17 protein-coding genes are annotated in these 20,838 nt (G+C 63.3%); 13 read left to right on the forward strand and 4 right to left on the reverse strand.

Translation table 11 applies throughout. The annotated features are described in order from the left end of the window. The first annotated feature begins 164 nt into the window (after window positions 1–164). From sppA to EEQ99_RS21040, 3 genes are all read left to right on the forward strand, one after another. On the forward strand, window positions 165–1,115 hold the full coding sequence (gene sppA / locus EEQ99_RS21030) for a signal peptide peptidase SppA (RefSeq protein ID WP_028755465.1): 951 nt from the start codon (window positions 165–167) through the stop codon (window positions 1,113–1,115). 29 nt (window positions 1,116–1,144) lie between these two features. After that, the gene (locus EEQ99_RS21035; protein WP_003544934.1) at window positions 1,145–1,444 is read left to right on the forward strand and encodes an integration host factor subunit beta; all 300 of its coding nucleotides are present in this window, start codon (window positions 1,145–1,147) and stop codon (window positions 1,442–1,444) included. A 119-nt stretch (window positions 1,445–1,563) separates the two neighbouring features. Next, on the forward strand, window positions 1,564–1,896 hold the full coding sequence (locus EEQ99_RS21040) for a LapA family protein (protein ID WP_127431038.1): 333 nt from the start codon (window positions 1,564–1,566) through the stop codon (window positions 1,894–1,896). 13 nt (window positions 1,897–1,909) lie between these two features. On the opposite strand, the gene EEQ99_RS21045 is transcribed toward EEQ99_RS21040, so the two are convergent. Next, window positions 1,910–2,362: a GNAT family N-acetyltransferase gene (locus EEQ99_RS21045; protein ID WP_127431039.1), complete on the reverse strand. Its 453-nt coding sequence runs from the start codon at window positions 2,360–2,362 to the stop codon at window positions 1,910–1,912. Window positions 2,363–2,399: 37 nt separating this feature from the next. Further along, window positions 2,400–2,855: an SRPBCC family protein gene (locus EEQ99_RS21050; protein ID WP_127431040.1), complete on the reverse strand. Its 456-nt coding sequence runs from the start codon at window positions 2,853–2,855 to the stop codon at window positions 2,400–2,402. A gap of 106 nt (window positions 2,856–2,961) precedes the next feature. Here EEQ99_RS21050 and EEQ99_RS21055 point away from each other — a divergent pair, with 106 nt between their 5' ends. The 6 genes from EEQ99_RS21055 to olsB all read left to right on the forward strand — a co-directional run bounded on the left by EEQ99_RS21055 (window position 2,962) and on the right by olsB (window position 9,463). After that, the gene (locus tag EEQ99_RS21055) at window positions 2,962–3,564 is read left to right on the forward strand and encodes an NUDIX hydrolase (RefSeq protein ID WP_097543232.1); all 603 of its coding nucleotides are present in this window, start codon (window positions 2,962–2,964) and stop codon (window positions 3,562–3,564) included. A 121-nt stretch (window positions 3,565–3,685) separates the two neighbouring features. Continuing rightward, complete coding sequence (locus EEQ99_RS21060) at window positions 3,686–4,783, forward strand: class I SAM-dependent methyltransferase (RefSeq protein ID WP_047617178.1); 1,098 nt, start codon at window positions 3,686–3,688, stop codon at window positions 4,781–4,783. Then, the gene (locus tag EEQ99_RS21065; RefSeq protein ID WP_028755471.1) at window positions 4,780–5,640 is read left to right on the forward strand and encodes a TrmH family RNA methyltransferase; all 861 of its coding nucleotides are present in this window, start codon (window positions 4,780–4,782) and stop codon (window positions 5,638–5,640) included. The genes EEQ99_RS21060 and EEQ99_RS21065 overlap by 4 nt, the downstream gene beginning before the upstream one ends. After that, window positions 5,637–6,140 carry a signal peptidase II gene (gene lspA / locus EEQ99_RS21070; protein ID WP_047617180.1) on the forward strand — a complete coding sequence of 168 codons (504 nt, stop codon included), beginning with the start codon at window positions 5,637–5,639 and terminating at the stop codon, window positions 6,138–6,140. The genes EEQ99_RS21065 and lspA overlap by 4 nt, the downstream gene beginning before the upstream one ends. A 55-nt stretch (window positions 6,141–6,195) precedes the next feature. After that, window positions 6,196–8,475 carry a PAS domain-containing hybrid sensor histidine kinase/response regulator gene (locus tag EEQ99_RS21075; RefSeq protein ID WP_127431041.1) on the forward strand — a complete coding sequence of 760 codons (2,280 nt, stop codon included), beginning with the start codon at window positions 6,196–6,198 and terminating at the stop codon, window positions 8,473–8,475. A gap of 109 nt (window positions 8,476–8,584) precedes the next feature. Continuing rightward, a complete protein-coding gene (gene olsB, locus EEQ99_RS21080; RefSeq protein ID WP_028755474.1) occupies window positions 8,585–9,463 on the forward strand; it encodes a l-ornithine N(alpha)-acyltransferase in 879 nt (292 codons plus the stop codon). A 29-nt stretch (window positions 9,464–9,492) separates the two neighbouring features. On the opposite strand, the gene EEQ99_RS21085 is transcribed toward olsB, so the two are convergent. Together EEQ99_RS21085 and EEQ99_RS21090 are read right to left on the reverse strand one after the other, a co-directional pair. After that, window positions 9,493–10,482: a helix-turn-helix transcriptional regulator gene (locus EEQ99_RS21085; protein WP_047617183.1), complete on the reverse strand. Its 990-nt coding sequence runs from the start codon at window positions 10,480–10,482 to the stop codon at window positions 9,493–9,495. A gap of 229 nt (window positions 10,483–10,711) precedes the next feature. Continuing rightward, window positions 10,712–12,997 (reverse strand): NADP-dependent malic enzyme, encoded by a 2,286-nt coding sequence (locus EEQ99_RS21090; protein ID WP_028755476.1) that lies wholly within the window; start codon window positions 12,995–12,997, stop codon window positions 10,712–10,714. Between the two features lie 113 nt (window positions 12,998–13,110). On the opposite strand from EEQ99_RS21090, the gene mutS reads away from it, so the two are divergent. From mutS to murJ, 4 genes are all read left to right on the forward strand, one after another. Then, a complete protein-coding gene (mutS, locus tag EEQ99_RS21095) occupies window positions 13,111–15,837 on the forward strand; it encodes a DNA mismatch repair protein MutS (RefSeq protein WP_127431042.1) in 2,727 nt (908 codons plus the stop codon). 12 nt (window positions 15,838–15,849) lie between these two features. Continuing rightward, window positions 15,850–16,125 (forward strand): hypothetical protein, encoded by a 276-nt coding sequence (locus EEQ99_RS21100; RefSeq protein ID WP_047617185.1) that lies wholly within the window; start codon window positions 15,850–15,852, stop codon window positions 16,123–16,125. 135 nt (window positions 16,126–16,260) lie between these two features. After that, entirely contained in the window at window positions 16,261–19,167 is a 2,907-nt protein-coding gene (locus tag EEQ99_RS21105) for a [protein-PII] uridylyltransferase (protein WP_127431043.1), read from the forward strand. 16 nt (window positions 19,168–19,183) lie between these two features. Then, window positions 19,184–20,764 (forward strand): murein biosynthesis integral membrane protein MurJ, encoded by a 1,581-nt coding sequence (murJ, locus tag EEQ99_RS21110; protein ID WP_127431044.1) that lies wholly within the window; start codon window positions 19,184–19,186, stop codon window positions 20,762–20,764. The last annotated feature ends 74 nt before the right edge of the window (window positions 20,765–20,838 follow it).

Genomic DNA, 20,838 nt, shown 5'->3' on the forward strand with positions numbered 1-20,838 from the left:
GTTCGTTTCGCATTATTACATTGGCTTGCCAATATGGAATTTTTTCTGCAACAAGCAACAAAACGGAAAAACATCAAAAAGTGGCATTCGTACGCGCCGCGGCCGCCTTATTTTACCGGACCTTTCGGCGGCATGCCGAAGCCGGGCCAGCGCTGGAGGTTTCTATGGACAGTTCGATCATCGCGGATCGCCGGCGGTTGCGCCGCAAGCTCGGCTTCTGGCGCCTCATTGCCGTTGCCCTCATCGTGGCGCTTGGTTTCGCCTTCTACCACTTCGCCGTCGGCGATGCCGGGACGCAGCGCCCACATATTGCCCATGTGACGATATCGGGACTGATCGTCGACGACGACGAGCTTCTGGAGCGGCTGAAGAAGGTCGAGACCAGCGACCAGGTGAAGGCGGCGGTGATTTCGATCTCCTCGCCCGGCGGCACGACCTATGGCGGCGAAAAAATCTTCAACGCCATCCGGGCAATATCAGCCAAGAAGCCTGTGGTCTCCGACGTGCGCACGCTTGCCGCCTCCGCCGGCTACATGATCGCCACCGCCGGCGATACGATCATTGCCGGCGACAGCTCGATCACGGGCTCGATCGGCGTCATCTTCCAGTATCCGCAGATCCAGCCGCTGCTCGACAAGATCGGCGTCTCGCTGCAGGAGATCAAGTCCTCGCCGCTGAAGGCCGAGCCCTCGCCCTTCCATGAGGCGAGCGAAGAGGCCAAGGCGATGATCCGCAACATGGTGGTCGACAGCTATAACTGGTTCGTCGACCTGGTCGCCGACCGGCGCAAGCTGCCGCGCGACGAGGTGCTGAAACTCGCCGACGGCACGATCTACACCGGCCGCCAGGCGCTGAAGGTGAAACTCGTCGATACGATCGGCGGCGAGCCCGAAATCCGCGCCTATCTCAAATCGCGCGGCGTCGATGCCGACCTGCCGATGGTCGACTGGGACAAGAAGAGCAATACGCCCTTTCTGCTCGCTGGGGCTGTTTCGCGGTTGATTACGATCTTCGGTTATGATGATCTCATGAAAACCCAGGATATTAATGGAATCCTGCCCCCAAAGTTGCTTCTTGACGGGCTGCTTTCAGTTTGGCAGGTTGGCCGCGATTGATAAGAAATCAATAATTTAAGGGGGCGACTGTGATCAAGTCCGAATTGGTGCAGATAGTTGCGGCACGCAACCCGCATCTCTATCATCGCGACGTCGAAAATATCGTCAACGCGGTTCTCGACGAGATCACGGATGCACTGGCTGCGGGTAACCGAGTCGAATTGCGCGGCTTTGGGGCCTTTTCGGTCAAGAATCGCCCTTCCCGCTCCGGCCGCAATCCGCGGACCGGTGATACGGTGTTCGTCGAGGAGAAGTGGGTTCCCTTCTTCAAGACCGGCAAGGAGCTGCGTGAGCGGCTCAATCCCGGCCAGGCCGACGAAGAGGATTGAGCGGCGGCTGCCGCCTGCGGCGAAACCGCACTTGAATTCGAGAGCCGTTTTCCTATCCTGCCAAGCATCAAACGCGCCCTTCAAAAAAACCGGCGCAATATGCCGCGTGGAGACCTCAAATGGCCAAGAAGATCGTCAACCTGCTGATTCTACTGCCGCTCGGCGTCATCCTCATCGTCTTCTGCGTCGCCAACCGGCAGAGCGTCACGCTCGCCTTCAATCCGTTCCGGCCGGAGGACAAGGTGCTTGCGGTTTCCGCGCCCTTCTTCGTCTTCCTGTTCATCGCGCTGATATCAGGCATGCTGATCGGCTCGGCCGCCACCTGGTTCAGCCAGGGCAAACACCGCAAGCGCGCCCGCACCGAGGCCAAGGAAGCCATCCGCTGGCAGGGTGAGGCCGATCGTCACAAGAACCGCGCCGAAGAAATCGCCGGGCAGCTGCCGTCGCGGTAAGATCGGCTCGATTTCAACGGCTTTGGGCGCCGTCAAACCGGAAAAAACTCAGTTCCTCATAGTCGCCTTCCGGCGAGGCGCCATTGCCGGTCACCTGGAAGCCGTGGGAGAGGTAGAACGCCTTCGCCCGCCGGTTCTTCACCAGGCATTTCAGCCGGTACCGGTGCTGCGGCCATTCCGGCAGCGCCTGCAGCAGCGCCGTGCCGGCGCCCTTCCCTTGGAATTCCGGTCTCAGGTAGAGCATGTGGATGAAATCGTCCTCCGGCCAGAGCGACAGGAAGCCGGCGACACTGCCATCCGCATGCTCGCAGACCAAGACCGTCTCGCCGTTGGTATGGGCGGCGAAATCCTCGCGATGGAACTTGCCGGGATCGACCCAGACAAATGTTTCGCGGCGCACGGAAAGATAGATCTCCGCGAGCATTTCCTGGTCTTCCGCCCGCGGCGGCCTGATGGTCCACGTCATGACGTCGATTTAAACAAACCCTGTGCTCGCGCCAAGCCTACCCCGCCGTCATCTTCGCGACGACAGCGGCGTTGAAATCCGAAAAGAACCCTTCGGCGAGCTTCTGCGAGGTCGAATCGAGCAGGCGGGCACCGAACTGGGCAAGCCTTCCGCCGAGCTCGGCCCTCGCCCGATAGTGCAGGATGGTCTCGACGCCGCTTTGCTCGAGTACGACATCGGCGCTGCCCCTGGCGAAACCGGCAAGACCGCCCTTGCCTTCGGCCGACAGCGTATAGCTCCTCGGCGCATCGACATTGGAAAGCGTCAGCAAGCCGTGGAAGGTGGCCGACAGCAGGCTGAACTTGACCTTGATCGTCGCCTCGAAGACATCAGGCGACAGCCGCTCGATGCCCTGGCAGCCTGGAATGCAGCCGCGCATGATCTCGGGATCGTTGAGCGCTGCCCAGACGACGTCCCGCGGTGCGGCGATGCGTTCTTCGCCGGTGAAATCCATTCGGCAGCCCCATCTTCGATTCGCTCAACTTATCCAGCGGGAAAGCGCTTTGCCAAGGCGGAGGGGAATGTTATCTGCGTGACGATCCCGAGCGAGGAATTGGCCGATGAACGAACTGAAGCCCTGGAGCGTGACGGCAAGCCGCATCACCTATGAGGACCGCTGGATCCGGGTGCGGAGCGACGATTGTGTCACCGCCGACGGAATCGTCATCGCGCCATTCCATGTGCTCGATTATCCCGACTGGATCAACGTCATCCCTGTCATGCCCGACGGGCGGGTGCTGCTGACGCGGGAATACCGGCACGGCCGCGGCGAGATCGTGCTCGGCCTCGTCGCCGGCGGCGTCGAACCAGACGATGGCAAGACTGGCCACGGCGAGACCGGCGACGCGGCGTTGGCGGCGGCACAGCGCGAACTGCGGGAAGAGACCGGCTATGAAGCCTCGACCTTCGTCAAGCTGCTCACCTCCTATCCGAATGCGGCCAGCCACAGCAACGCGGTGACGAGCTGGCTGGCGCTCGGTCTGAGCCGGGCCGGCGAACCGCGTTTCGACCCTGGCGAGAAGGTCGAGCTGCTGTTTGCCGATCTCGCCGCCATCCTCAGCGACCTGCAATCCGGCGCCGTCATCATGCAGTCGATGCATGTCGCTGCACTTTATGCGGCGGAAAGCTGGCTTCGAAGAGAGGCGTCCGAGGGCTTGAAATAGGCACTGTGCCCGCAGAACCCGCCCTCTCGCGGGGGCCGGCCAGCGCGCAGTTGATCCGGCACGGTCTTCTGGGCTACTGCATAGCCTATAAGACACCCCGACAGAGACGCGGAAGAGCACGTTGAAACAAAGAGAACGCCGGCCGGGCCAGAAGAAGACATCCGGTCCCTCCGGTGAAAGCCGCAGGGACGATCGGGCCGGCCGGCCGGCAAAGCCGGTCGCGCGGCCACCGGCGACCCGCGAGACTGTGCGCGAGGCTGCCGCGCAGGCTGCCGTCATGCGCCCCCTGATGACGCGCAGCGGCGAGCGTCCGGCTGAGCGCGTGCCTGTCATCCTCGAATCGCTCGGCGCCGGCGACTTTCACCTGATCGACAGCGGCAATGGCGAAAAGCTGGAGCAATACGGCCCTTACCGCATCATCCGTCCCGAGGCCCAAGCGCTGTGGCGGCCATCGTTGCCGGCCCATGTCTGGGAAAAGGTCGATGCCGTCTTCACCGGCGATACCGACGAGGAAGGCACCGGCCGCTGGCGCTTTCCGAAAGAAGCGCTCGGCGAGACGTGGCCGCTCAATCTGCTCGGCGTCGATTTTCTCGGCCGCTTCACCTCCTTCCGTCATGTCGGCGTCTTCCCCGAGCAGATCGTGCACTGGAGCTGGATGAAGGAGCAGGTCGAAAAGGCGGGCCGGCCGTTGAAGGTGCTGAATCTCTTCGGTTATACCGGCGTCGCCTCGCTGGTTGCCGCCGCTGCCGGCGCCGAGGTCACCCATGTCGACGCCTCGAAGAAGGCGATCGGCTGGGCGCGCGAAAACCAGGCGCTCGGGCGGATGGAGAAGCTGCCGATCCGCTGGATCTGCGAGGATGCGATGAAATTCATCCTGCGCGAGGAACGCCGCGGCAGCCAATACGACATCATCCTCACCGATCCGCCGAAATTCGGCCGCGGCCCGAATGGCGAGGTCTGGCATCTGTTCGAGCATCTGCCATTGATGCTCGACATCTGCCGCGAGATCCTGTCGCCGAAGGCGGTGGGCCTGGTGCTGACGGCCTATTCGATCCGCGCCAGCTTCTATTCGATCCACGAGCTGATGCGCGAGACGATGCGCGGCGCCGGCGGCGTGGTCGAATCCGGCGAGCTGGTGATTCGCGAAGCCGGCACTGACGGCAAGACTGAGGGCCGCGCCCTTTCCACTTCCCTCTTTTCCCGCTGGGTGCCGAAATGAGCAAGGACTTCCACGATCAGGGACCGCGCAGGGTCGGACAGGTGAAGGAAGTCACCTCGCTCGCCAATCCGATCATCAAGGACATCAAGGCGCTGACGAACAAGAAGTCGCGCGAGGAAAGCGGTACTTTCCTCGCCGAAGGACTGAAGCTCGTCATCGATGCGATCGAACTCGGCTGGACGATCCGCACGCTGGTCTATGCCAAGGCCGCCAAGGGCAAGCCGCTGGTCGAGCAGATGGCGGCCAGGACCGTCGCCTCGGGCGGGCTGGTGCTCGAAGTCAGCGAAAAGGTGATCGCCTCGATCACCCGCCGCGACAATCCGCAGATGGTCGTCGGCATTTTCGAGCAGCGCTGGAAGCCGCTGCGGGATATTCGGCCAAGGGATGGCGAGACCTGGGTGGCGCTCGACCGGGTGCGCGACCCCGGCAACCTCGGCACGATCATCCGGACAGCGGATGCGGCCGGCGCTTCCGGCATCATTCTGCTGGGAGAAACGACCGATCCCTTCTCGCTCGAAACGGTGCGGGCCACCATGGGCTCGGTCTTTGCCGTTCCGGTGGCGCGGGCGACCCCCGAGGAATTCATCGCCTGGCGGAAATCGGCCGGAGTTTCCATCGTCGCGACGCATCTGGCCGGCGCGGTCGATTACCGCACGATCGACTACCGGAAAAAGCCCGTCGTGCTCCTGATGGGCAATGAACAATCCGGCCTGCCGGACCAGTTGGCGAGGGAAGCCGATGCGCTTGCCCGCATTCCGCAGCAGGGCCGCGCCGATTCCCTGAACCTCGCCGTCGCCACAGCCGTCATGCTTTTCGAGGCGCGCCGCCATCTCCTCTCACTTGCCGAGGGCAAATGACCGAACAGACGCTTGCACGCCCCGCGCTGTTTTCGCGCCCGGCGCCGATTCTTTTCTTCATCGTCGTCGCCGTTCTTATCGACCAGATCGTCAAGATCGCCGTCGATCACACCCTGCCGCTGCAGGAGGTCGTGCCGGTCGTTCCGATGCTGGCGCTCTACCGCACCTACAATCTCGGCGTCGCCTTTTCGATGCTGTCGGGCATGGACGGCTGGTTCATCGTCGGCATGCGGCTCGTCATCGTCGCCTTCGTTATCTGGCTGTGGTATCGCACGGCGAAGGACCGCTGGCTCGCCCATCTCGGTTATGCGCTGATCATCGCCGGGGCGATCGGCAATCTCGTCGACCGCTTCGCCTATGGGCATGTGATCGATTACATTCTTTTTTACACCGAAAGCTGGTCCTTCGCGGTGTTCAATCTCGCCGACAGTTTCATCACCATCGGCGCCGGTTGTGTCATTCTCGATGAGTTGCTGCTGCCGAAAAAGACCGGCCGCTAAAATCTTATCGAATTCCTGAAGGCATTCGGAAGAGGCCTCATGTTATCCAGGTACCATGCACAACCTGGGACAGTTGCACGAAAGATTGTCCGCCGCCTTCGGTGGACCCGCCGCCAAGCCGCATGAAGAGCGGATCGGGGCCATCTTTTCACGACCGAAAGCATCGGCACCCCGGGGAACCGAAGACCGCCAGAACGGGCCTGCCGCGACGCGGCGCCTGCTGTTCTACTGGCTGGGCGGCGCCGGCCTGCTTGCCGCAACGATCCTGATGCTGCTTGCCCATGCCGGCGATCCGCTGCTGCTTTCGGGCGGTCTCGTCGTTCTTGGCCTTGCCGTCATCGCCAGCTACGCCCTGCTGATGGTACGGTCGCGCACGGCCGGACGGCGCAACGGCAAATCCACGGATTCGAACGATGGCGCAAAGCTGTTTGCCGACGTGCACGACGTGCTCGGCGACATCACCCTCGGCCGCACCATGGACCGGCGCATCATCTCCGCCAACGACACGTTTCGCCGCCTGACCGGGCGGCTGCGTCCGGAGGGCAAAACCTGTGAGGAGATCGGGCTTGCCTTCCGCCCCGGCCCGATCCCGCACTGCTACGATGTCGAGATCTCGACGCCGGAGGGCCAGCGCATCTTCCTCTGGCGCGACGTCGTCACCCGTGACCCGGCAAACGGTCGCCTGCTGCTGCAGAGCGTTGCCCGCGACGTCACCGACGAGCGGCTGATCGCACAGGGCCGCGAGGAGGCGCGGCAGAAGGCCGAATATAACAGCGCCGCCAAATCCAGGCTGCTTGCCACCGTCAGCCACGAGGTGCGCACCCCGCTTTCCGGCATTCTCGGCATGACGCATCTGATCGCCGAGACGCGGCTGACCCAGGAGCAGCAGGACTATCTGGCGAACATCCGCCAGTCTGGCCACGCGCTGACCCAGCTGGTCGAGGACCTGCTCGATTTCTCCACCATCGAAGTCGGCCGCTTCGCGCTGCACCCGCGCTCGGAATCGCTGCGCAAGCTTCTGGAAAGCGTCGTCGAGATGCTCGCCCACCGGGCGCATGAAAAGGGTATCGAGATCGGCGCCACCGTATCGTCCGACGTGCCGGAGAATATGAGCTTCGATCCGGCGCGGCTGCGCCAGGTTCTCTTCAACGTCATCGGCAATGCCGTGAAATTCACCCAGGTCGGCGGCGTTTTCATCCGCGTGTCGCTCGACGCCGGCGATCTGCTGATCACCGTGACCGACAGCGGTCCCGGCATGACGGCCGAGGAACAGGCGCGCGTCTTCGGCGAATTCGAGCAGGGCGGGACCTTTGCCGACAAGAGCAGCGGCACCGGGCTCGGCCTTGCCATCTCCGCTCGCATCATGCGCGAATTCAACGGCGCGCTGACGGTTGCCAGCGAAAAGGGCAGAGGCAGCGAATTCACCATCCGCTTCCCCGTCGACATCGGCAGCGAGCGCCCCGACCGGCGAAACACGCTGCTTGCCGGCAACAGCGTCGTGCTGCTGGCGCCGGCAGGTGCGGCCCGCACCGCCATTGCCGAGACGATCAGCACACTCGGCGGCTTCTGCCATCTCGTCGGCGATGGCGAAACAGCGCGGGCAACGCTGCTCGGCTTGGCAAAGAGCGGAAAGCGGCCGACGGATATCATCATCGACCACCGGATGTCGGCGGAATTTTCCGCCCATCTTGCCGACCGCGCCGACATCGCCGCTCTTGGCCTGCGCAAGGTCCTGCTCGTCAATCCGGAAGAGCGCAGCGCCCATCCGCTCGACCTCTTCGACGCCTGGCTGATCCGGCCGCTGCGCGAGCAGTCGCTGATCGACGTGCTGCGCGGGCGCATGCGCGGCATGGAGAAACGCGACGCGCTGAACGACAACCAGCCGGGCTTCGGCCTTTCGCTGACGGAGACGCTGGTTGCGGCGAGCGGGCTCAGCATCCTGCTCGGCGAGGATGATCCGATCAATGCCATGCTGGTGCGCGTCGTCCTGGAAAAGGGCGGGCACAAGGTGCGCCATGTCGAGGATTTCGAGTCGCTGCTCGACTATGCGCTCTGCGATGCGAATGCCCGGCCCGACATCATCATCAGCGACCTGTCGATGCCGGGCGGGAACGGCATCGACATGCTGGGGCGCCTGCGCGGCCATGAAAGACGGCTCGATCTTGCCCCGGTGCCGGTGATCGTTCTCACCGCCGACAAGAGCGACGAATCACGCCGGCAGGTCTTGCTCAACGGCGCCAACCGCGTCATGGTTAAGCCGGTCGACCCGGTGCGGCTGCTGACCGAAGTTCAGGCTGTCGCCGCACTTTCCGCCCGCCGTGCTGAGGCGCGGTAAGGCGCGTCGAAACCGGTACGCTCCTTGCGTTTGGGAAATTCAAAATGTCACTTTCCTGTCGTATAGAAGTGTTTTATGGCGTCGATAAGCCGGCAACGGGAGAATCGCCATGTCCGCCATCGACATCCTGAATCGTGACACCACGGCGGAGGCTGCGCGACCTTCGACGGCTGCTGCACAGAAGGACGGCGACATTCTCGGCCGCATCGGCAATCTGGAGACTCGCCTGGCCCGCACGGCACGAGAGATCGATGCCGCCCAGGCTGTGCGCTACCGCGTCTTCGTCGACGAAATGAAGGCGCAGCTGCCGCTGGAGGCCATGCGCCGCCAGCGCGACGTCGACGCCTATGACGCTTTCTGCGACCATCTTCTCGTTCTCGACCGTGCAATCGAGGGCGATCCGGAAGACCAGATCGTCGGCACCTACCGGCTGTTGCGCCAGGATGTCGCCATCGCCAATGGCGGTTTTTACTCGGCTTCCGAATTCGAGATCGAGGGCCTCATTGCCAAACATCCGGATAAGCGCTTCATGGAACTCGGCCGTTCCTGTGTGCTGCCGGAATATCGCACCAAGCGCACCGTCGAACTTCTGTGGCAGGGCAACTGGGCCTATGCGCTGAAGCACGGCGTGAGCGCCATGTTCGGCTGCGCTTCCTTCCCCGGCGTCTATCTGGAAAGCCATGCGCTGGCACTGTCCTTCCTCTACCACAATGTGCTGGCGAAGAACGAATGGGCCGTCGGCGCCCTACCGGACCTCGCCCGCAACATGGACCTGATGCCGGTCGAAGCCATCAACCCGAAGCGGGCGCTGATGGCCCTGCCGCCGCTGATCAAGGGCTATCTGCGCCTCGGCGCCATGGTCGGCTCCAGCGCGGTCATCGACCATGCCTTCAACACGACCGACGTGCTGATCGTGCTGCCGATCGCCAGCATTTCCGACCGCTACCTGAATTATTACGGCGCCGACGCCGGCCGCTTCGCGAGCTAAATTGGTCTACTTCGAGTGACGATCGTCCGTCACAGATCGGCTCGCCTTCTGGTGTCCGACGGGTTCTCTCCGTAGGCCGCCCGATAGGTTGCCGCAAAGCGGCCAAAGTGAAAGAATCCCCACTTCAAGCAGATGTCCCGCAACGGCTGCCGGTTTGAAGGATCGCGCAGATCCTCTCGCACCGCCTGCAAGCGGATCGTCCTGAGGTAGGCAGCCGGTGTGGTTTCCTTGAAGGCACGAAAACCGCTTTCAAGCGCGCGAATAGAAATGCCGGCCGCCTCCGCGACGCTCTGCATCGTCAACGGCTGTGCGATGTTCGCATGCATGAATTCAACTGCCCGACGGACATGCCGGGGTGCGATCAGGTGGATTTTCCTGTCGAGAAGGTGCGAGAGCCGATGAGGAACCGAGCGCACCAGCAGATCGGCAAACCCCTGGGTCAGGTTCAACATGGCGATTGGCGAGTGAAGGAGCGGCCCGTTGTTGCGCATGCCGATGATGATCGTTTGGGCGAGGCTGCCGATCAACTGTCCGGCTGCGGTGGAAAGATCGACGAGCGGCGCCAGGTCCATTGGCCCGGTCAGGGGTGTCTCCAGTATGGAGGCGACGGTTTGAGCGATGATCGTCCAGTTCAGGCTCAGTGTATCCGACCGGTGAGGCGCTGCCCGTACGGAAACCCGTTCCGGCTCGAGATTGTTCATCAACAAGAGCCGCCCAGGTGTCCCTTGGATCACGTTCCGACCCAGCGTTACATCCAGAGCGCCCCTCCGCGGCATGATGATTGCCAGCGTTTCCGGCGTTCCATGGGCCGTTCTTGCACCCCAGCCGCCGGAATCCTGGTTGCTGACCAGCGACAATCTTTCATCACCCCAGAAGCCAACCTTCCAGTCGAGCGGTTTCTCCCGACCATTGCGCCATGCATCGAACGAACCGAACCCCCTGGTCAGAGCCTCGACCATATCGTCGAAGGTTGCCCCCTGAAATCGGGCGATGAAATTGGCGGATGCGTTTTCTGGCATGGGACACCAACCGGCTGATATCAAACAACTGAGCTGCAAAACCGCATCGATTGCCCGCGGTCTTTCAATGTCCCTGCGGGCAAATTATGCCGCCCCCTACAGGCCTATTGTATCAAAAGTATGACTTATCGGAAGAGCAGACTTCATCAGCTGCCACGAAAACTTGTGCCCGGCCGACGGGCAGTCGGCCGGGCACGGAATGCCGTCTCATATGTCGCAAGAGGCGCGTTTACGAACCCGCCCCATAGGCGGCGATCGCCGCCATGTTGACGATGTCGGAATCCTTGGCGCCCATCGCGGTGATCTGCACCGGCTTGTCGACGCCGACGAGGATCGGACCGATCACCGTGGAGCCGCCAAGTTCTTGCAGCATCTTGGTCGAGATCGAGGCCGAGTGGAAAGCCGGCATGACGAGCACGTTGGCCGGGCCGGACAGGCGGCAGAAAGGATATTGCTCCATCACCTTGCGGTTCAGAGCGACGTCGGCCGCCATCTCGCCGTCATATTCGAAATCGACGCGACGCTTGTCGAGGATCTTCACAGCCTCGCGCACCCGCTCGGAGCGTTCGCCCGAGGGATGGCCGAAGGTGGAATAGGCAAGCAGGGCGACGCGTGGCGAATAACCCATGCGCCGCGCCAGACCCGCGGCCTCCTCGGCAATATCGGCAAGCTGCTCGGCCGTCGGCATGTCGTGCACCGCCGTATCGGCCACGAAGACCGTGCGGCCGCGGCAGAGCGCCAGCGACACGCCGATGATGCGGTGGCCGGGCTTCTCGTCGATGCAGCGGCGTACATCCTCGAGCGCCGTCGAATAATTGCGGGTGATGCCCGTCACCATGCCGTCGGCGTCGCCGAGCGCCACCATGGTGGCGGCGAAGTGGTTGCGGTCGTTGTGGATCAACCGCTGGGCATCGCGATAGAGATAACCGTGCCGCTGCAGCCTCGCATAGAGATAATCGACATAGGCCTCAATGCGGGTGGAGATACGGGCATTGACGATCTCGAGGCCGGGCCGGTTGAGATCGATGCCGGCGCGTTCCGCCGTCGCCCGGATCAGATCCTCACGGCCGAGCAGGATGGCGGTGCCGAGCTGCTGGTTGGCATAGGAAAGAGCTGCGCGCAGGACCTGTTCTTCCTCGGCCTCGGCAAAGACGATCCGCTTCGGGCGGCGGCGGACACGCTCGTAGAGGCTGGCGAGCGTCGAGGCGATCGGATCGCGGCGTGCCGACAGCTCGCGGGCATAACCCGCCATGTCGGTGATGACCTTGCGGGCGACGCCGCTTTCGATCGCAGCCTGCGCGACTGCCACCGGGATCGCCGAGATCAGGCGGGGATCGAAGGGAACGGGAATGATGTATTGCGACCCGAAACGCGGCCGGTTGCCCTGATAGGCGGCGACAACGTCATCGGGCACGTCCTCGCGGGCCAGGTTTGCCAGCGCATTGACAGCGGCGATCTTCATCGCATCGTTGATTGTCGAGGCACGGACATCGAGAGCGCCGCGGAAGATATAGGGAAAGCCGAGGACGTTGTTGACCTGGTTCGGATAGTCCGACCGGCCCGTCGCCATGATGGCGTCGTCGCGGATGCGGGCGACCTCTTCCGGCGTGATCTCGGGATCGGGATTGGCCATGGCGAAGATGATCGGCCGCTCGGCCATCGAGCGGATCATCTCGGCCGAAAACGCACCTTTCTGCGACAGGCCGAAAACGACGTCCGCGCCCTGCATCGCCTCTTCCAGCGTGCGTGCGTCGGTCTTTGCCGCATGCGCCGATTTCCACTGGTTCATACCCTCGGTGCGACCCTGGTAGATGACGCCCTTGGTGTCGCAGAGGATGACATTGTCAGGGGCAAACCCCATCGCCTTGATGAGTTCGACGCAGGCGATCGCCGCAGCACCGGCACCATTGCAGACGAGCTTTGTCGTCTTCAGGTCGCGGCCGGTCAGCTCCAGCGCGTTGATCAGGCCGGCAGCGGCGATGATGGCCGTTCCATGCTGGTCGTCATGGAAGACGGGAATGTCCATCAGCTCGCGCAGCCGGCTTTCGATGACGAAACAATCCGGTGCCTTGATATCCTCGAGGTTGATGCCGCCGAAGGAAGGACCGAGGAAGCGCACGCAGTTGATGAACTCGTCGACATTTTCCGTATCGATCTCGAGGTCGATGGAATCGACGTCGGCGAAGCGCTTGAAGAGCACCGCCTTGCCTTCCATGACGGGCTTGGAAGCCAGCGCGCCGAGATTGCCGAGACCGAGGATTGCCGTGCCGTTGGATATGACGGCGACCATATTGCCGCGCGCCGTGTAATCATAGGCCGTCTGCGGATCAGCGGCGATCGCCTTCACCGGCACGGCAACACCCGGCGAATAGGCCAGCGAGAGATCGCGTTGCGTCGCCATCGGCTTGGTCGGGTTGATCTCCAGCTTGCCGGGCCGGCCCATGGCGTGAAATTCGAGCGCCTCCTGGTCGGTAACAGAGGTCACCGGCCGGTCCTTCTTATCGATATCGGGCATAAATCCTCCAACGTCCTGTGGGCGACGCTTTGCTCTTCCTCAAATGCTGTTGTCATCTATAGCGGCGGGCGGATAGGGTTGGCACCTGTTTTTTTGGGAAAAACTCCACCTCCGTGAACGCACGAATAGACACAGGGAATGAAGCCTTTTCGGCTGCCGAGCTCGCCACGGCGGAAAGCCGTGCCTCGGCGACGCCGATGATGGAGCAATATATCGAGATCAAGGCGAACAATCCGGGTTCGCTGCTCTTCTACCGGATGGGCGATTTCTACGAGCTGTTCTTCGAGGACGCGCTGGAAGCGTCGCGCGCGCTCGGCATCACGCTGACGAAGCGCGGCCAGCACATGGGCCAGGATATCCCGATGTGCGGCGTTCCGGTGCATGCGGCCGACGATTATCTGCAGAAGCTGATCTCGCTCGGCTTCCGCGTCGCCGTCTGCGAGCAGATCGAGGATCCGGCCGAAGCGAAAAAACGCGGCGCGAAATCCGTCGTCAAGCGCGACGTCATCCGCCTCGTCACCCCCGGCACGATCACCGAGGAAAAGCTGCTTTCGCCCTCGGAGTCCAACTATCTGATGGCGCTGACCCGCATTCGCGGCGGGGCCGAGCCCTTGCTGGCGCTTGCCTGGATCGATATTTCCACGGGCGTCTTCCGGCTTGCCGAAACCGAAGCCTCTCGGCTGCTGGCCGATATCCTGCGCATCGATCCGCGCGAACTCATCCTGCCCGACACGATCTTCCACGATCCAGAGCTCAAGCCGGTCTTCGACGTGCTCGGCCGGACAGCCGTACCGCAGCCTTCCGTGCTCTTCGACAGCGCCAGCGCCGAGGGCCGGATTGCCCGTTATTTCGGCGTCGCGACGCTCGACGGCTTCGGCACCTTCTCGCGCGCCGAACTCGCGGCAGCGGCAGCTGCCGTCGCCTATGTCGAGAAGACGCAGATCGCCGAGCGCCCGCCGCTTGGAAAACCGGAGCGGGAAAGTGCGGCTTCGACGCTGTTCATCGACCCCGCCACGCGCGCCAATCTGGAACTTGCCCGCACGCTTTCGGGTGATCGCAACGGTTCGCTCTTGAAAGCGATCGACCGCACCGTCACCGGCGGCGGCGCCAGGCTTCTCGCCGAGCGGCTAATGTCGCCGCTGACCGACCCTGCCCGTATCAATGCGCGGCTCGATTCGATCGGCTTCCTGATCGACGAACCCTTGCTCTGCGGCAACCTGCGCGACACGCTGAAACATGTGCCCGACATGCCGCGTGCGCTGTCGCGCCTCGCACTCGACCGCGGCGGCCCGCGCGATCTCTGGGCGATCCGCCAGGGCCTGGAAGCGGCGGCGGGACTTGCAGGCCTGCTCGACAAGGCGATGCTGCCCGAAGAGCTCGGCCAGGCATTGTCCGGGCTGCAGGCGCTTCCCGCAGCCTTGGAAAAGCTGCTTGCCGAAACGCTTGCCGACGAATTGCCGCTGTTGAAACGCGACGGCGGTTTTCTGCGCGACGGCGCCAGCGCCGAACTCGACGAGGTCCGGGCGCTGCGCGACCAGTCGCGCCGGGTCATCGCCGGCCTGCAATTGCAATATGCCGAGGAAACCGGCATCCGGTCGCTGAAGATCAAGCACAACAATATCCTCGGCTATTTCATCGAGGTCACCGCCGGCAATGCCTCGCCGATGACCGATACGGCGGAGGCCAAGGCGCGCTTCATCCACCGCCAGACGATGGCGAGCGCGATGCGCTTCACCACCACCGAACTTGCCGATCTGGAAAGCCGCATCGCCAACGCCGCCGACCGGGCGCTTTCGATCGAACTCGCAGCCTTCGACAGGATGACGGCGGCCGTGGTTGCGGAAGCCGAGGCGATCAAATCGGGCGCGAAGGCGCTTGCCGTCATCGACGTCGCCGCGGGCCTGGCCCTTCTCGCCGAAGAGCAGGCCTATTGCCGCCCGCAGGTCGACGGCTCGAAGATGTTTGCCATCGAGGGCGGGCGCCATCCGGTCGTCGAGCAGGCGCTGCGGCGGCAGGCGGGCGGGCCCTTCGTCGCCAATCATTGCGATCTGTCGCCGAAGACCGGCGACCGGGACGGGGCGATCTGGCTCCTGACCGGCCCGAACATGGGCGGCAAGTCGACCTTTCTGCGCCAGAACGCGCTGATCGCTATCCTGGCGCAGATGGGCTCCTTCGTGCCGGCGACATCAGCCCATATCGGCATCGTCGACCGGCTTTTCTCCCGTGTCGGCGCCTCCGACGATCTGGCGCGCGGGCGCTCCACCTTCATGGTCGAGATGGTGGAAACGGCTGCGATCCTCAACCAGGCGAGCGACCGTTCGCTCGTCATCCTCGACGAGATCGGCCGCGGTACCGCCACCTTTGACGGCCTGTCGATCGCCTGGGCCGCCGTCGAACACCTGCATGAGGCCAATCGCTGCCGCGGCCTCTTCGCCACGCATTTCCATGAACTGACCGTGCTTTCGGAAAAACTTGGCCGGCTATCGAACGCCACGATGCGCGTCAAGGAATGGGACGGCGACGTCATCTTCCTGCACGAGGTCGGGCCGGGGGCGGCGGATCGCTCCTACGGCATCCAGGTCGCGCGCCTTGCCGGGCTTCCGGCCTCGGTCGTGGCGCGAGCCCGCGATGTGCTCACCCGTCTGGAAGATGCCGACCGCAAGAACCCGGCGAGCCAGCTGATCGACGACCTGCCGCTCTTCCAGGTGGCGGTGCGCCGCGAGGACACGGCCCGCGGCCCGTCCAAGGTCGAGGAGGCGCTGAAGGCGATGAGCCTTGACGACATGACGCCGCGCGAGGCAATGGACGCACTTTACGACCTCAAGAAGAAGCTGAAATAGGAGCGGCGCGCCATGTTCATGGAAAAACTGGTTCGCGAAACCGAGCGCCTCTCGCTCATCTGCTCCATGCTCGACACGATGCGGCGCGCAGATAAGGACCGCAACGCGCGTGGCTGGACCTCACCGATCGGCATGCTGAAAATCACCCGCTGCTGCGCCGTGATCTGCGAGCTCGGCTCCGCGATCGCCAAGGCGGGTTATCGCGAATGCGACAGGCAGACGATCGAGGAGATCATGGGCGAGACACGCCAGGTGCTGCATTTGCTGAATGCGCGGGCCGCCGGCTGAAGTTTTCGCAAAAAGCCCGCGCCTTGCGTCAAAGCGCCCTCGCCTCTTGCCGCGAGCCAACACCATTTCGCCAAATTTAAAGGTTCTTGCAGTATGAAAGCCCGTGTCAATCGCCGGGCAAAGGGGCTATAGCGCATGCAGACGAAACAAGCGGCAGGCCGTGAACCGGCAGTCCGGCATGAACAGGAAACCGCCCCGGCGACAGCGATGCGCGACCTCGATTTCTCCAATATCCTCGATGTCGAATTGCTGCAGAAGCAGTGCGACGCCGTTGCCGAGGCCAACAGCAACCGGCCCGACCTCCTGCGCGCCGATCTTCTGGCGGTGCTGAAAAAGGCGAGCGCGGAAGGCCGGCAGAAGGCGCGCGCCGCCCTCTTGGCCGACGGCGGCGGGCTCAATTGCGCCTACCGGATTTCCTGGCTGCAGGACCAGATCATCACCGTCCTCTACAATTTTGCCACCGCCCATATCTTTCCGCGGCAGAAGGACAAATTCGCGGTCACCGCCGTTGGCGGCTATGGCCGCGACACGCTGGCGCCGGGTTCGGATATCGACCTGCTCTTCCTCTTCCTGCCGAGACCGGCCGAAGAGACGCACAAGGCGGTCGAGTTCATGCTCTACGTGCTCTGGGACATGGGCTTCAAGGTCGGCCACGCCACCCGCACGGTGGAGGAATGCATCGCGCTTTCCAAATCCGACATGACGATCCGCACCGCCATCCTCGAGATGCGCTACATCTGCGGCCTGCAGCGGCTGGAAACCGAGCTCGAGACCCGCTTCGACAAGGAGATCGTCACCGGCACCGGCCCGGAATTCATCGCCGCCAAGCTTGCCGAGCGCGACGAGCGCCACCGCAAGGCCGGCGACACACGTTATCTCGTCGAACCGAATGTCAAGGAAGGCAAGGGCGGGCTTCGCGACCTGCACACGCTGTTCTGGATCTCGAAATATTATTATCACGTGCGCGACCAGGCGGAGTTGGTCAAGCTCGGCGTGCTGTCCAAACACGAATACCGCCTGCTCGAGAAAGCCGACGATTTTCTCTGGGCGGTGCGTTGCCATATGCACTTCCTGACCGGCAAGGCCGAGGAACGCCTGTCCTTCGACATCCAGCGCGAGATCGCCGAAGCCTTCGGCTACCACACCCGCCCGGGCCTTTCGGCCGTCGAGCGCTTCATGAAGCACTATTTCCTGGTCGCCAAGGATGTCGGCGATCTCACGCGCATCCTCTGCGCCGCGCTCGAAGACCAGCAGGCGAAGACGATCCCCGGCCTGACCGGCGTCATCAGCCGCTTCACCCATCGCAACCGCAAGATCGCCGGCAGCGTCGAATTCGTCGAAGACCGCGGCCGCATTACGCTCGCCGATCCGGAAGTCTTCAAGCGCGATCCGGTCAACATCATCCGGCTCTTCCACGTCGCCGACATCAACGGGCTGGAATTCCATCCGGACGCGCTGAAACGCGTCACCCGTTCGCTTGCCCTGATCGACAACAGCCTGCGGGAAAACGACGAGGCGAACCGCCTGTTCATGTCGATCCTGACGTCGAAGCGCGATCCGGCGCTCATCCTGCGCCGCATGAACGAGGCCGGCGTGCTCGGCCGCTTCATCCCCGAATTCGGCAAGATCGTCGCGATGATGCAGTTCAACATGTATCACCACTATACGGTCGACGAACATCTGATCCGCACCGTCGACATTCTCTCCGAGATCGACAAGGGGCGCGCCGAGGAGCTGCATCCGCTTGCCAACAAGCTGATCTCGGGCATCGAGGACCGCGAGGCGCTTTATCTCGCCGTTCTTCTCCACGACATCGCCAAGGGCCGCCAGGAGGATCATTCGATCGCCGGCGCCCGCGTCGCCCGCAAACTCTGCGCCCGCTTCGCCCTGTCGCAGAAGCAGACCGAAATCGTCGTCTGGCTGATCGAGGAACATCTGACGATGTCGATGGTGGCGCAGACCCGCGACCTCACCGACCGCAAGACGATCACCGATTTCGCCGACCGGGTGCAGTCGCTCGAGCGGCTGAAGATGCTGTTGATCCTGACGATCTGCGATATCCGCGCCGTCGGTCCGGGCGTCTGGAACGGCTGGAAGGGCCAGCTGCTGCGCACCCTCTATTATGAAACCGAATTGCTGCTCGCCGGCGGCTTTTCCGAGGTTTCCCGCAAGGAGCGGGCCAATGCCGCCGCCGAGGCGCTGCATGCGGCCCTTGCCGACTGGAGCCAGAAGGACCGCAACACCTATACGAAGCTGCACTACCAGCCCTATCTGCTCTCCGTGCCGCTGGAAGACCAGATTCGCCACGCGAATTTCATCCGTCAGGCCGACAAAGCGGGCCAGGCGCTCGCCACCACGGTGCGGACCGACAGTTTCCATGCGATCACCGAGATCACCGTGCTGTCGCCCGACCATCCGCGGCTGCTCGCCGTCATCGCGGGCGCCTGTGCCGCGGCCGGCGCCAACATCGTCGACGCGCAGATCTTCACGACATCGGACGGGCGGGCGCTCGACACCATCCATGTCAGCCGCGAATTTCCCGACGATGCCGACGAGCTGCGCCGGGCCGCGACGATCGGCCGGATGATCGAGGATGTGCTTTCCGGCCGCAAGCGGCTGCCCGAGGTCATCGCCACGCGCACGCGCAACCGCAAGAAAAGCAAGGCCTTCGTCATTCCGCCGTCGGTCAACATCACCAACAGCCTGTCGAACAAGTTCACGGTCATCGAGGTCGAATGCCTCGACCGGCCGGGATTGCTGTCGGAAATCACCGCCGTGCTCTCCGATCTGTCGCTCGACATCCAGTCGGCCCGCATCACCACCTTCGGCGAGAAGGTGATCGACACCTTCTACGTCACCGATCTGGTCGGCCAGAAAATCTCCGGCGACAGCAAGCGCGCCAACATCACCGCCCGGATGAAGGCGGTCATGGCCGAGGAGGAAGACGAGCTGCGCGAGCGCATGCCTTCCGGCATCATCGCGCCGGCCGCCACCGCCCGGACCCCGACTTCCGCCGAAAAGAAAGCCGGTTCCCCCATATGAGCATGAGCCCCAACGCATGAGCCTCGTCAAGAAATTCGCGACCGTCGGCGGCGCCACCCTCGGCAGCCGCATCTTCGGCTTCGCCCGTGAAACGCTGATGGCGGCGGCGCTGGGCACCGGACCGATGGCCGACGTCTTCTACGCCGCCTTCCGCTTTCCGAACCTCTTCCGCCGGCTGTTTGCCGAGGGCGCTTTCAACGCCGCCTTCGTGCCGCTCTTTGCCAAGGAGATCGAGGCGAACGGCACGGAGGGCGCCAAGCGCTTTTCGGAAGAAGTCTTCGGCGTGTTGTTTTCGGTGCTGCTGCTCATCACCATCGTGATGGAGCTTGCCATGCCGCTCTTGGTGCGCTTCGTCATCGCGCCGGGTTTTGCCGACGATCCCGACAAATTCTCGATCACCATCCGCATGGCTGCGGTGATGTTTCCCTATCTGATGTGCATGTCGCTGACGGCGATGATGAGCGGCATGCTGAATTCACTGCATCATTTCTTCGCCGCCGCCATCGCGCCGGTTTTCCTCAACGTGGTGATGATCGGGGCGCTGTTTTATGCGCTCTATACCGGCGCCGATCCGCTGGCGACGGCCTGGTATCTCTCCTGGGGCGTTCTTGCCGCCGGCGTGCTGCAGCTCGCCGTCGTCTATGTCGGCGTGCTTGCGGCCGGCATGAGCATCGGCTTCCGCTTCCCGAAGATGACGCCCAACGTCAAACGGCTGCTGATCCTGGCGGTGCCGGCCGCGGTGACCGGCGGCATCACCCAGATCAACCAGCTGATCGGCCAGGCGATCGCCTCCTCGCGCGACGGCGCCATCGCAGCGCTGCAATATGCCGACCGCATCTACCAGCTGCCGCTCGGCGTCGTCGGTGTGGCCGTCGGCGTCGTGCTTCTGCCGGAGCTTGCCCGGGCGCTGAAGGGCGGCAATTTGCGCGAGGCTGGAAACCTGCAGAACCGCTCGATCGAATTCGTGCTGTTCCTGACGATTCCCGCCGCCTTCGCGCTCTGGATCCTCTCCGACGAGATCATCCGCGTGCTCTATGAGCGCGGCGCCTTCCATCAGGAAAACACCGCCGTCGTCGGCGCGATCCTGGCGATTTACGGCATCGGCCTGCCGGCCTTCGTGCTGATCAAGGCGCTGCAGCCGGGGTTTTATGCCCGCGAGGACACCAAGACGCCGATGCGCTTTTCGGCCATCGCAGTCGCCACCAACTGCGCCACGGCGCTGACCCTCTTCCCCTATATGGGCGCGCCCGGCATCGCCGTTGCCGAAGCCACCGCCGGCTGGATCAGCACCGTGCTGCTGTTCACCACGCTGTTGCGCCGCGGCCATCTGACATGGGAATGGGCGCTGGCAAAACGCGCCGCCCTGTTGATCGTCGCCGCAGCCGTCATGGGGGCGGCCATCGTCTTCCTCAAGCAATATTGGGCGCCGTGGCTCGCCTCCGGCGCGCCGCTTCTTACCAAGATCGGCGCCCTCGGACTGCTGATTGCGATCGCCATGCTGGTCTATTTTGCCGCCGCCTTCCTGATCGGCGGGGCAGATCTCGGCATGATAAGGCGCAATCTGAACCGCAAGCCGGCCCCGGCAGAAGACGCGTAATCGCGCTGTAGCGCATCGGCCCGAAAATCGGAATCGATTTTCGGAAAGCGCGATGCGAAGATTGAAAGTGTTAG

Origin of the sequence: Rhizobium anhuiense (assembly GCF_003985145.1) — a bacterium.
Lineage (GTDB): Bacteria > Pseudomonadota > Alphaproteobacteria > Rhizobiales > Rhizobiaceae > Rhizobium > Rhizobium anhuiense.